Annotated in this window: 15 protein-coding genes; 7 read left to right on the top strand and 8 right to left on the bottom strand. The window is 69.0% G+C overall.

Features of this window, described 5'->3' with window-relative positions:
- Nucleotides 1-86: 86 nt before the first annotated feature.
- From CIW48_RS01340 to CIW48_RS01310, 7 genes are all read right to left on the bottom strand, one after another.
- On the bottom strand, nt 87-725 hold the full coding sequence (locus CIW48_RS01340) for a hypothetical protein (protein WP_149308358.1): 639 nt from the start codon (nt 723-725) through the stop codon (nt 87-89).
- A 13-nt stretch (nt 726-738) separates the two neighbouring features.
- Nucleotides 739-1,632: an ABC transporter permease gene (locus CIW48_RS01335; protein ID WP_246695082.1), complete on the bottom strand. Its 894-nt coding sequence runs from the start codon at nt 1,630-1,632 to the stop codon at nt 739-741.
- Nucleotides 1,629-2,378 carry an ABC transporter ATP-binding protein gene (locus CIW48_RS01330; protein ID WP_149308356.1) on the bottom strand — a complete coding sequence of 250 codons (750 nt, stop codon included), beginning with the start codon at nt 2,376-2,378 and terminating at the stop codon, nt 1,629-1,631. The genes CIW48_RS01335 and CIW48_RS01330 overlap by 4 nt, the downstream gene beginning before the upstream one ends.
- Complete coding sequence (locus tag CIW48_RS01325; RefSeq protein WP_149308354.1) at nt 2,375-2,617, bottom strand: hypothetical protein; 243 nt, start codon at nt 2,615-2,617, stop codon at nt 2,375-2,377. The genes CIW48_RS01330 and CIW48_RS01325 overlap by 4 nt, the downstream gene beginning before the upstream one ends.
- A complete protein-coding gene (locus tag CIW48_RS01320) occupies nt 2,617-3,051 on the bottom strand; it encodes a hypothetical protein (RefSeq protein WP_149308352.1) in 435 nt (144 codons plus the stop codon). Before CIW48_RS01320 ends, CIW48_RS01325 begins: the two co-directional genes overlap by 1 nt.
- 67 nt (nt 3,052-3,118) lie before the next feature.
- Nucleotides 3,119-4,102: a YVTN family beta-propeller repeat protein gene (locus CIW48_RS01315; protein WP_149308350.1), complete on the bottom strand. Its 984-nt coding sequence runs from the start codon at nt 4,100-4,102 to the stop codon at nt 3,119-3,121.
- A 121-nt stretch (nt 4,103-4,223) separates the two neighbouring features.
- Entirely contained in the window at nt 4,224-5,507 is a 1,284-nt protein-coding gene (locus tag CIW48_RS01310; RefSeq protein ID WP_149308348.1) for an ABC transporter substrate-binding protein, read from the bottom strand.
- Nucleotides 5,508-5,693: 186 nt separating this feature from the next.
- On the opposite strand from CIW48_RS01310, the gene CIW48_RS01305 reads away from it, so the two are divergent.
- The 7 genes from CIW48_RS01305 to CIW48_RS01275 are packed head-to-tail and all read left to right on the top strand — an operon-like array spanning nt 5,694 to nt 11,184.
- Nucleotides 5,694-6,221 carry a DUF3280 domain-containing protein gene (locus tag CIW48_RS01305; protein WP_149308346.1) on the top strand — a complete coding sequence of 176 codons (528 nt, stop codon included), beginning with the start codon at nt 5,694-5,696 and terminating at the stop codon, nt 6,219-6,221.
- 27 nt (nt 6,222-6,248) lie between these two features.
- On the top strand, nt 6,249-6,950 hold the full coding sequence (locus tag CIW48_RS01300; protein WP_149308344.1) for a (5-formylfuran-3-yl)methyl phosphate synthase: 702 nt from the start codon (nt 6,249-6,251) through the stop codon (nt 6,948-6,950).
- Complete coding sequence (locus CIW48_RS01295) at nt 6,947-7,522, top strand: uridylate kinase (protein WP_149308342.1); 576 nt, start codon at nt 6,947-6,949, stop codon at nt 7,520-7,522. The genes CIW48_RS01300 and CIW48_RS01295 overlap by 4 nt, the downstream gene beginning before the upstream one ends.
- Complete coding sequence (locus CIW48_RS01290; RefSeq protein WP_149308340.1) at nt 7,519-9,081, top strand: DUF6513 domain-containing protein; 1,563 nt, start codon at nt 7,519-7,521, stop codon at nt 9,079-9,081. Before CIW48_RS01295 ends, CIW48_RS01290 begins: the two co-directional genes overlap by 4 nt.
- A 4-nt stretch (nt 9,082-9,085) precedes the next feature.
- A complete protein-coding gene (locus CIW48_RS01285) occupies nt 9,086-9,676 on the top strand; it encodes a DUF447 domain-containing protein (RefSeq protein ID WP_149308338.1) in 591 nt (196 codons plus the stop codon).
- Between the two features lie 21 nt (nt 9,677-9,697).
- A complete protein-coding gene (locus CIW48_RS01280) occupies nt 9,698-10,231 on the top strand; it encodes an SRPBCC family protein (protein ID WP_149308336.1) in 534 nt (177 codons plus the stop codon).
- Complete coding sequence (locus CIW48_RS01275; RefSeq protein ID WP_149308334.1) at nt 10,228-11,184, top strand: YncE family protein; 957 nt, start codon at nt 10,228-10,230, stop codon at nt 11,182-11,184. Before CIW48_RS01280 ends, CIW48_RS01275 begins: the two co-directional genes overlap by 4 nt.
- A gap of 3 nt (nt 11,185-11,187) precedes the next feature.
- Here CIW48_RS01275 and CIW48_RS01270 read toward each other — a convergent pair whose 3' ends face one another.
- Nucleotides 11,188-11,388 (bottom strand): hypothetical protein, encoded by a 201-nt coding sequence (locus CIW48_RS01270; RefSeq protein ID WP_091779121.1) that lies wholly within the window; start codon nt 11,386-11,388, stop codon nt 11,188-11,190.
- Between the last annotated feature and the right edge of the window lie 27 nt (nt 11,389-11,415).

Below are 11,415 nucleotides of genomic sequence, written 5' to 3'. Positions count from 1 at the left end.
CAACAGTTTCGATAACGATCTCAGTCACTTAGGGATATATTGGCAAGTGGCTCGGGAAGTTTCGGCAATGTCGGGTCGTGCGCATCTTAGAGCCGTGCCTGGATCAGACGGGCGAGCTCCCCGAGCCGCTGTTCCAGCAGCTGCGGGACCTCGCAGACGTAGGTCAGCGACTGGCTCCGCTCCTGGAAGATCCGGCGATCCCAGGCGAACTTCGTCTCCAGCTCGGACTGATCCTTGGGAAGCTCGGTGGCATCGGAGGCGCTCGGGGCGTCCTTGACCTGGCTGATCTTGTCGGCCTCGTCACGGATGCGCTCGGCCATCCGGCGCTGCCCCTGGGCGTAGCGGGCGATGCCGCCGACGACCTTGTTGCGCTCGCCGTTCAGCACCTCGAACACGCCCGCGTAGACGCGCGTCAGGGCCTTGTCCTTGGCATCCTTGTCGGATCCGAACTTCTCGGCGAACGTGTCGAGGAGCGGGCCGGCCTGCGACAGGTCCGTGCGTCGGGAGGCGATCTTCTGCGCCAGGACGGCGGCGTCGTTGTCGCTGCCCCAATCGCCGGCCGCCTCGATATCCGGCTCGGTCCAGAACTGGCCGGGGCTCAGGGTCGCGACCTTGCGCTGGACGCAGGGCCAATCCGGATCCGTTTTCGGTTGGGCCAATGCGGGGCCGGCGAGGACGGCGAGTCCCAGTGCCGGGCCGAGGAAGCGGGTCAGGACGAGGTTCATCGGGCGGGCTCCATCAGGTGTTGTCGCCGGCCGGGCCGCCGCGCCGGGCCATGATGCCGCGACCGGGATCGTAGGCGACCACCGCCATGCCGAAGAAGGCGAGCCCCACGCCCACCACCACGGCACAGGCGACCGGCTCGAACTGGACGTAGAGGGCGAAGCGGACGAGCTGGACCGCGTGGCTGAACGGGTTCAGCTCGCAGATCCAGTACAGGGTCTCCGACGATTCCCGGATCCGCCACAGCGGATAGAGGGCCGAAGAGGCGAAGAACATCGGGAAGATCACGAAGTTCATCACGCTGGCAAAGTTCTCGAGCTGGCGCACCAGCGAGGACAGGAACAGGCCGATCGCGCCGAGCATCAGCCCGGTGGCCAGGAAGGCCGGAAGCGCCGTCAGATAGCCAAGCACCGGGATGTCGCTCTCCCAGAAATACGCCACGGCCAGGAACGCGTAGGCCTGCACGATCGAGACGGCGACGCCGGCGATCAGCTTGGCGAGCAGGAGCAGCCAGCGCGGATAGGGCGAGGTGAGCAGCACCTTCATCGAGCCGACTTCGCGGTCGTAGACCATCGACAGCGACGATTGCATGCCGTTGAAGAGCTGGATCATCACGGCCAGCCCCGGCACCACGTAGACCTCGTAGAGCACGTAGGTCTGGTAGGGCGGCTCGATGGACACGCCGAGCGTGTTGCGGAAGCCGGCCGCGAAGATGAACAGCCAGACCAGCGGCCGGACAAGCGCCGAGAAGAATCGCTCCTTCTGATTGAAGAAGCGCAGCAGCTCGCGGCGGACGATGCCGCCGAGGCAGATCAGGTAGCCGACCGCGTCGAGGCGGCCGATCCGCCCCGCCTGGTCGCGCGGAGGGGCGGCGCCGATCCGGTTGGCGAGGGGTGTCGGGTTCGTCATGCCGCCGCCCTCCCCGGCTCGGCGACCAGGCGGCGGAACGCGTCGGCCAGGGCCTCGCCGGGGCTGCCGATCCCGCCGGCCCGGCCCCGGGCGACGATCCGGCCCCGGTGCAGCACCACGGCGTCGTCGTCGTCCGAGATCTCCTCGAAGATGTGGGTCGCCCAGAGCACCGACAATCCCTCCTCCCGCACCAGGGCGCGGACGATCGCCACGATGTCGGCCCGGGATTCGAGGTCGAGTCCGACGGTGGGCTCGTCGAGGAGCAGCAGGTCCGGACGGTGGATCAGCGAGCGCGCGATCTCGATGCGGCGCGACTGGCCGCCCGAGAGCGTGCGCACCTTGTCGTGACGCCGGTCCGCCAGTCCGACGCGGTCGAGCAGAACGCCGACCCGCACCTTGGCTGCGGCACGAGCGATGCCGTGGAGGCTCGCATGGTAGAGCAGATTCTGCTCGACGGTGAGATCGGTGTCGAGGGTCCGGGCCTGAAACACGACGCCGAGCCGCGCCAGTGCCCGGGACGGCTCGCGATCAAGGGCGTGGCCGAAGATCGAGACCCGACCCGTCTGGTTGTTGTAGAGCCGAGTGATGACCGAGAACAGCGTCGTCTTGCCGGCGCCGTTCGGCCCCAGCAAAGCGGCGAAGCGCCCGCGCTCCACCGTGATCGAGACGTCGTCCAGCGCGGCGCGGGCGCCGAACCGGTGGCCGACATGCTCGATCTGGAGTGCCGCCGACTCGGATGCGCTCATCGGCCCAGGACCTTTCGGGCGTCGGCGACGGCGTCGAGGCACTCGTCGAACTCGCCCTCCTTCTGCTCCCGCTCGGCCACCCGCAGGGCCTTCTTGAGCTTCGGAACCGATGTTTCGGGCGGGTTCAGGGCGAGCGCCTCGCGGATCATGGTGATGCCCTCGGCGCAGGAAGAGGCATCGTCGGCGGCGAGAGCCGGACCGGCGGCGAGGAGGCAGGCTGAGAGCAGGAGGATGCGCATCACTTCACCGTCAGCGTGCCGGTCATGCCCTTGGATTCCAGGCCGTGCGCCGCCCAGGTGTAGGTGCCGGGCTTGATCGCGACGAACTCGATGGCGATCTCGCCGGGATCGTCGAATTCAAGGTGATCGGGCGGGCCGCCGCCGTGGATCTCCTTGTGCTCGATCACGATCTGATTGAACCAGATGTAGCGGAAGAACTCCGGCGCGTAGAATTTGTATTCCTGGCGCCCCTTGGCGACGATCCGCAGCCGGTAGGCCTTGCCGGATTCCAGCGTGATGTCCTTGTTCTCGACCACGAAATCGTTGCCCTGATCGTCGCCCAGAACGAGGTCGGGCAGGTTCTCCCGCTTCTTGGTCAGGTCGAGGGCACTCGCCGGAGCCGCGGCGAGCAGCCCCGCCAGGCCGAGGGCCGCCGTTCGAAACATGCGCGTCATGTCGTGTTCCACCCTAAAGCCGCTTCGCATGCGGCCGTCCTCGCTTGGCGCCGGAAGGTCGCGCGGATCAGTTCGGCGAAATCGCCACGCCCCAGGGCAGGAGCCCGACCGGGATGCTCTTCACCACCTTCTCGGCGGCCACGTCGATCACCGAGACGTCGTTGGAAGTACCGTTCGTGGTGAACAGCATCTTCTGGTCCGGCGTGAAGGCCAGCTGCCAGACGCGCTGGCCGACCGGCAGATACTTCTCGACCTCGTAGGTCTTGGCATCGATCACCGCCACCCGGTTCGCCGGGCCCAGCGCGACGAAAGCCTTGCTGCCGTCCTTGGTGATCCGGATGCCGACGGGCTGGATCGCCTCGTCGTTGACGCTGGGGATCTTGAAGGTGATCTTCTTGATCACCCGGCGCTGTGCCACGTCGATCACGCTCACCGTGCCGCCGACCTCCGCCGACACCCACAGGAACTTGCCGTCGGCGGTGAACTCGGCGAAGCGCGGCCGGGCATCGACCAGCACGTTGTCGATGACCTGGAAGGTCTTCGTGTCGATGAAGTGGGCCATGTTGGTGGTCTCGGAGGTGTTGACCAGGATCTTCCCGTCCGGCGACAGGCCCATCCCCTCCGGCTCGACGCCCACCGGAACCTCGGCGAGAACCTTGTTCTTCTCGATGTCGATGATCGTGACCTGACTGTCGTCCTCGTTGGCGACGTAGAGCGGGTTCCCGGAGGCATCGAGAATGAACTGCTCCGGATCAGGCCCGGAACGCAACGAGCGCACGACCTTGCCGGAACTCGTGTCGAGCACGTCGATCCGGTCGTCGTCGCTGGCGCAGACGAACAGCTCCTTGCCGTCCTTGGAGACGGTCACCCCGCGCGGGCGCCGTCCGACCTTCCAGGTCGCCGTCACCGCCATCGTGTTGGAGTCGATGACGCTGACCGAGTTGCCCTTCTCGTTCGAGACGTAGGCGGTGAAGGCCACAGCCGGCCCGGACAGGGCGAACCACGCACCGAAGGCGACCACACTCAGACATGCCTCGACGCGGCCGCTCATGCCAATTCCTTCCCTTGCGACGTTCCGGCGTCCTCGGCGGACGTTCTCGACGGACGTTTGTAGTGCGATTCCCGCGCGTTGCGAGGGCCTTGGCCGCTCACCATCGCCGCAGGCCGCGGGTTCACTTGAACTTGCAGGTTGTCTCCGGGAGGTCGATGCCCAGCGTGTCGAGGGGCGTGCGCTGGTGCAGGAATCCCTGCTCCGGCGCCACGGACACCATCGCCTTGGGCTGCACCACGATGATCGCCTGGCGGAGCTGGTGGTCCCAGGGCCGGAAGCTCAGAGGCACGCCCTTGTAGGCCGGCAGGGTGAAGGCGGGCTCGACGAGGTACGGGGCGATGACGGTCGGGTCGTTGGTCTTCTTGGCCGTCACGGCCTCGCCCACCGTCCGCACCGCGGCCCAGACCTGGTAGTCCAGCGGGCGCATCAGCCGCGACGCGAGTCGCCGGAAGCGATTCTGGGCCTGCGCGGCGCCCCAGGTCTCCAGCACGGGGGACCAGGTCGTGGGCGTCAGCGCCTGCGTGCCGCCGACGGGCCGCGGATCGACGGTGCGGTAGGGAACGTAGTCGCCCCAGTCGCCCTCTTCGTCCGCCACGATGGCCATGTCGTAGTCGAGACCCCGGGTGAAGACCATCGCCTCGGCGCGGGTCGGCGTGTCGCCGCGCGCCTTCGCGAGGGGGCCGAAGGTCCAGGGCTTCTCGGCGGTGATCTTCAGCGCGAATTTCCGCGCCGAGTTGCGCATCGCGTCGGCGTAGGCCTTGTCGGCGTCGGTCGGGCCAACGATCAGGAAGAGCTTCCGCCAGCGCATGACGGTCAGATACTGCGCCAGGGCGTCCGTCAGCATCGCCCGCGACGGCAGGATGTGGAACACGTTGGCGCGGCAATCGGCACCGCGCAGCCGGTCGTCCGGGGCCCCCGCGTTGAGGATCACCGCGCCCGTGTCCTTGACGGCGTCGGCCACCGCCAGAACGGCGTCGGCGGGGAGCGCCACGACGAGATAGCGGATGCCCTCGCCGATCAGCTCCTTGGCGGCCGCCACGGCGTCCGGCTTGTCGTCGGTCAGGGCGATCTCGTCGAGGACGTAGGTCTGCTTGGTGAAGCGCCCCGTGGTGTTGTTGTCGGCGATCCCCATCTTGGCGCCGGCCGAGCCCTCGTCCTCCGGCGCCGCCTCGGCATCGTACGAGGAAGGCGCGGGCTGCGGCTTGTAGATCAGGCCGATGCGGGTCTCGAGCGCCTGCGGGGCCGCCGGCTGCGCGGAGTCCGGGGACGCCTGCGGGGGCGCGGTCGGCGCCTTGTCCTCCGCCCGGGCCCCCGTCTGAGCGAGGGCCAGCGCGACGACGGCCGCGCACAGCCAGGACGGGCGCGTCTTATGCCGGTGGGCCGCGACGGGTGCAGGATGGTGCATGTGGGCGGCCTCTATCAGCTTCCGCTCAGGCCGCTCAACCGCGGCGTCTCGTCCCGACGTTCACGTTGCCGTCGTGGGATAGGTGGGCGCGGAAGTACATTGCCAAATTGTCCCTTCGCCCGACCTATGACGGGAATGAGGCCGCCGGAGTTGGCGGCCGAACGCCTCGAGAGGAAGCCCCCGCCGATGCGCCACACGTCTCTCCGCGCGGCCGTTGCGTGCAGTGTCGTGCTCCTGTGGGCCGACCTGCCCTGCGCCGCCCGGGCCGCCGAGAAGGCAGCGGTGTTTCCGGTCGAGCTGTTCGATCCCGGCGCCTCCTACGGATCCCGGGCGTGGCCGGTCGACACACGGAAGCTCGCGCTCGTCACCGACGAATTGCGCAATGCCCTGCACGACAAGGCCGGGCTGGAGATCGTCGACACCGCGCCCAAGGCCGATGTGGTCGCCAAGGAGGGCCCGCTCTACAAATGCAACGGCTGCGCGGCGGACATCGCCAAGAGCCTGGGTGCGGACCTCGTCGTGACCGGTTATGTGGAGAAGGGGTCCGGTCAGATCTTCAACCTGAGCGTCGCGATCGCCGAAGCCGATACCGGCAAGGTGGTGCGCGGTGGCCAGGTGACGATCCGGGCCGACACCGACGATACCTGGGCGCACGCGATGCGCTGGGTGGTGAAGAACCGCCTGCTCGCCGAGCCGCTGCCCGGGAAGTCCTGAGACGGTCCGTTCAAGTCCGAGTGTTTCGTGCCCGCGTCTTCCATCCAGCAAGACCCACTGCCCCGGCTCCTCGTCAGCGTGCGTGATCCGGCTGAGGCCGAGGCCGTCCGCCTCGCGGGCGCCGACCTGATCGACGCCAAGGATCCTGAGCGCGGGGCGCTCGGCGCCCTCGACGAAGCCCTCGTGCGGGAGATCGTGACCCGGGTGTCCGGCAATGCCGCGACGAGTGCGGTCGCCGATCCGACGGCCGACTCGGTCGCCGCGCTTTCGCGGACCGGCGTCGACTGGGTGAAGGTTGGCCTCGGCCCGGGCCTGCGTTGGGATGCGGCGGCCATGGCCGTTCTCGTCGCGGCCGCGCCGGGGCGGCTGATCGCCGTATTGTTCGCCGAGGATGGTCCGGCTGCCGCCCTCGTACCGCATCTGGCGGCTGCCGGATTCGCCGGTGCGATGATCGACACCGCCGGGAAGCTCGGCACCCGCCTGCCCGATCTTGCCGTCCCGGCGGACCTCTCGGCCTTCACCACCGCCTGCCGGGCGCACGGGCTGATGAGCGGTCTCGCCGGATCGCTCCGGGTCACCGACATCCCCGGCCTCGGCGCGCACCGACCGGATTATCTCGGCTTCCGGGGCGGGCTGTGCCGCGACTTCGACCGCCGCAACGGCATCGATCCCCTCCGGGTCGTCGAGGCGCTGCGCGTTCTGCGCCCGAGCCGGCAGGATGCGGCGTGACGCGTGTCATCAAGATCGGCGGCAGTCTGGAGGCGGACCCGCATCGCCGCCGGGCCTTGCTGGCAGCCATCGCCGACGGCGCCCACGGGCGCTGCATCGTGGTGCCGGGCGGCGGCGCCTTCGCGGATTCCGTCCGGACGGCGCAGGCGCAGGAGCGTTTCGGCGATGCCGAGGCCCATCGCCGGGCCCTTGATGCCATGAGCGAGGCGGCCGGGATCTTCCGTGGGATCGAGCCGAGGCTGGTGCAGAGCCTGGAGCCCTGGGCGGAGATCGCGTCCGCGCGGATCCTGATCTGGAACCCGCGCCGCCTGCGCGCCGGGCATCCGGATATCCCCGAGACCTGGGACGTTACCTCGGACAGCCTCGCCCTCTGGCTCGCGGCGCAAGTTCGGGCGGAGTGCTGCGTTCTGGTGAAATCCGTTGATGCGCCGCCGGGCCGAAGCGCCGCCGCGCTCGCCGAGGACGGGCTCGTGGACGCCGCCTTTCCGCGCTTCGCGGCTAGGTTCGGCGGTGTGATCGAGATTTGGGGACCGAACGGCCGCGTTGCGGTCGAGACAAGGGCCACCGCGTGAGCACCCCGGAGCACATCGTCTTCGTCACCGGACGTCTCGCTCGGGCGCGGCTGGAGAAGGTCGCGGCGGGCCTGCCGAACACATGGCACTGGAGCATCGCGGATGCCGGCGTGAAGGTCGCGGCGCTGATGACCGAGGAGATCATCCGCCGGCGGGTCGTCCTGCCCGAGGGTGCCACGCGGATCATCCTGCCGGGCCGGTGCCGGGCGAATCCCGAGCACCTCGCGGCGCATTTCGGCGTTCCGGTGGAGCGCGGACCCGACGAGGTGGTCGACCTGCCGGCCTGGCTCGGCCTGACCGCCCGCAAAGTCGACCTGTCCCGGCACGACCTCCGGATCTTCTCGGAGATCGTCGACGCGTCGAAGATGAGCGTCGATCAGATCCTCGCAAAGGGGCTCGATCTCGCCGGACGCGGCGCGGACGTCATCGATCTCGGCGGCCTGCCCGATACCCCCTTCCCGCATCTCGAAGATTCCGTGCTGGCGCTGAAGGGCGCCGGCCTGAAGGTCAGCGTCGATTCCTTCTCCCGCGAGGAACTCGTCCGGGGCGCCGCGGCCGGCGCCGACTTCCTGCTGAGCCTGAACGAGGAGACCCTCGACCTCGCCTTCGAGACCGGCGCGGTGCCGATCCTCGTGCCGATGCGGCCGGACGACCTGCCCTCCCTCGACCGGGCGATCGAGCGCATGCTCAAGGCGGGGCGGCCGTTCATGGCCGATCCGATCCTCGAGCCGATCCACCACGGCTTCGTCGACTCGATCGCGCGCTACCGTGACACCCGTGCCCGCTGGCCCGGGATCGACATGATGATGGGCACCGGCAATCTCACCGAGCTGACCGAGGCCGATTCGCTCGGTGTCACCGCGCTCCTCGTCGGCATGTGCTCGGAATTGTCGATCCGCAACGTGCTGATCGTGCAGGTTTCCAACCACACCCGCCGCACGGTCGAGGAGCACGATGCCGCCCGGCGGGTCATGTACGCGGCCAAGGCCGACTCGGCGCTTCCGAAGGGCTACGGCCGGGCGTTGCTTGCCCTTCACGACAAGCGCCCGTTCGTGCAGACCGCCGACGAGATCGCCCAGGCGGCCGCCGAGGTGCGCGACCCGAATTACCGGATCGTGATCGCCGAGGACGGCATCCACCTCTACAACCGCGACATCCACAGGGTCGGCACCGACGCGATGGCCTTCTTCCCCGAACTCGACGTGGCGAGCGACGGCGCCCACGCCTTCTACCTCGGCGCCGAGCTCGCCAAGGCCGAGACGGCGTGGCGGCTCGGCAAGCGCTACGTCCAGGATGAGGCGCTCGACTGGGGCTGCGCGGCCGACGCCGAAGTCGAGGATGCCACCGCGTTCAAGAAGGCGGGCCACACCCGCCATTCCGGACCCGATGCGCCGCCGCCCGGCACGCGCGACGCCCGCATCGTCGGGCCCGAGGCCGGCGCGACGTCTCCCGAGACGATCCCGGATGCGGAGGCGCGCGCCGCGGCCGTGCCCGAGCGCCCGCAGGACCGGCCGGCGAAGCTGGTCTGCGGGCGCCTCGTCCCCGCCGACAAGGCGTGAGGCCATGCCGCTGATCCTCGAGACCGTCGTCACGACCCTTTCCCCTGCGGGCGAACTGCACCTCGTTCCGTTCGGGCTGATCGGCGAGGAGGGCGGCTACGTCCTCGCGCCGTTCCGGCCGTCGCCGACCATTGCCAACCTGGAGGTGAATCCCTGCTTCGCGGCGTCGAGCCCGCGCGACATTCGGGTGATCGCTGGCGCGGTGACGGGCCGGCGCGACTGGCCGACGCTGCCGTGCGCGGCGATCGAGGGCCGCCGCCTCGCCGACAGTTTCGGCCACGCGGAGTTCGAGGTCGCCTCCGTCGAGGCGCACGAGACCCGGCCGCGCTTCCGCGGCCGGATGGTCCACAGCGCCGCGCACGAGCCGTTCATCGGCTACAACCGCGCGCAGGCGGCCGTCCTGGAGGCCGCAATTCTTTCGACCCGGCTCCACATGCTGGAGCCCGACAAGGTGTTGACGGAGATGGCCTACCTCGCCATCGCCATCGGCAAGACCGCGGGCCCGCGCGAGCGCGAGGCCTGGGGTTGGATCGAGGACAAGGTCGCGGCGGCGCTCGGCCCCGAGGCGCGCGTCCTCGATCGCGACGACCGCTGAGGGCGGGAGGAGAAGGACAAGATGAAGAAAATCACCCTGGCCCTGGCGGCCACGGCGGCCCTGGTGGCCGCGACCGCGCAGGCCCACGGCCCGACCCGGCGCAAGATCGCCGAATCGATCGAGATCAACGCCCCCGCCGACAAGGTCTGGGCCGTGATCGGCGACCTGAAGAATGCCGACTGGATGCAGAACGTGACAAAGACCGAGCTGACGGGCGATCCCGCCGGCAAGTTCAAGCGCGTGCTGACGCTCAAGAACGGCAATCAGATTTCTGAGACCAGCAACAAATATAAGCCTGACGACAAGCTGTTCTCCTATTACATCGACAAGGTCGACGTGAAGGATCTTCCGGCTAACGACTACTCGGCTGCGATCACGGTCGAGCCAGAGGGGAACGCCAAGTCGAAGGTCGAGTGGAAGGCGGCCTTCTATCGTGGCTACATGAACAACGATCCGCCGCCGGATCTCAACGACGAGGCCTCCGAGAAGGGCGTCGGCGACTGGATCAAGGCGAGCCTCGCCAACCTGAAGGCCAAGGTCGAGAAGGGCTCGTGAGCCTGGGTCGGGGCCGCGCGGCCCTCGCCGCCGGCCTCGTTCTGATCGCGACCGCCTCCCGCGCCGAACCGGCCCGGGAGGCCATCGTCACCGCGCAGCTCGATGGCGCAGTCGAGGTTGTCGATCTCGCCGCCGGAAAGGTGGTGCGCCGGATTCCCGTCGACGGAGCGCCCGCCGGAATCGCCCTGTCGCCCGATCGCAGACGCGCCTACGTCACGCGGCCGGAGGGGCACGGGCTCGCCCTCATCGACCTCGATGCCGGCCGCGTGGTCGCAGAGGTGCCGCTGCCCGGCGGCCCGCTCGGCATCGCGGCCGATCCGCGCGGCGGCACCGTCTACGTGGCCGACTGGTACGGACACCGCCTGTTCGTGCTGAAGGAGCGCGACGGCACCCTGGTCGCGGATGGCGAGATCACGGTCGGCGCGTCGCCCTCGGGGATCGCCGTCAGCCCGGACGGGGCAACGCTCTACGTGGCCAATCGGGAGGCCGATACGGTGTCTGTCGTGGACGCCGCGACGCGGCGGGAGACGAAGGTCATCCCGGTGGGCCAGCATCCGTTCGGCATCACCCTCGATGCCGCGTCGGGGCGCGTTTACACGGCCAACGTCACCGGTGACGACGTGTCGGTCCTGGACCTTGAGACCGGTCGCGAGATCGGCCGCGTTCCGACGGGGCGCCGGCCCTACGTGATCGCCCTCACGGGGGACCGGGGCTTCGTGACCGACCAATATGCCGGCAGCATCACCGCCTTCGATCTCGCCACGCTCAAGCCGATCGCCGATATCGATGTTGGAGACCACCCCGAAGGGATTGCCGCGGATTCGGACGGCCGCCTCTACGTGGCCAATTGGGGCGATAACACGCTGAGCGTCCTCGATTCCAGAACGCTCAAGGTGCTGGCGACCATTCCCACCGGCAACGGCCCGCGCTCGTTCGGCATCTTCCTGCGCTGAAATTCAGCTCGTGCGGCGGTGCGGGGCCCGGCGATAGGCCGCGCGCGCCATCAGGAGCGCGCCGCCAATCTGCAGGAAGCCGGACTCGCCCAGGTCGGACGGGGCGAAATGCGCCTGGATCAGCAGCCGTGTCAGCGCATTGAGCGCGAGCAGTGTCAGGCAGAAAGCTGCGGCGGCCAGCAGGCTCGCGACGAACTCGGGCATGATCTTTCCTCCCGTCTCGAACGGGAG

The sequence above is a fragment of the Methylobacterium sp. P1-11 genome, assembly GCF_008329595.1.
GTDB lineage: Bacteria > Pseudomonadota > Alphaproteobacteria > Rhizobiales > Beijerinckiaceae > Methylobacterium.
Note: the sequence above shows the minus strand (reverse complement) of the source record. Positions and strands in the feature narration are given on the sequence as shown.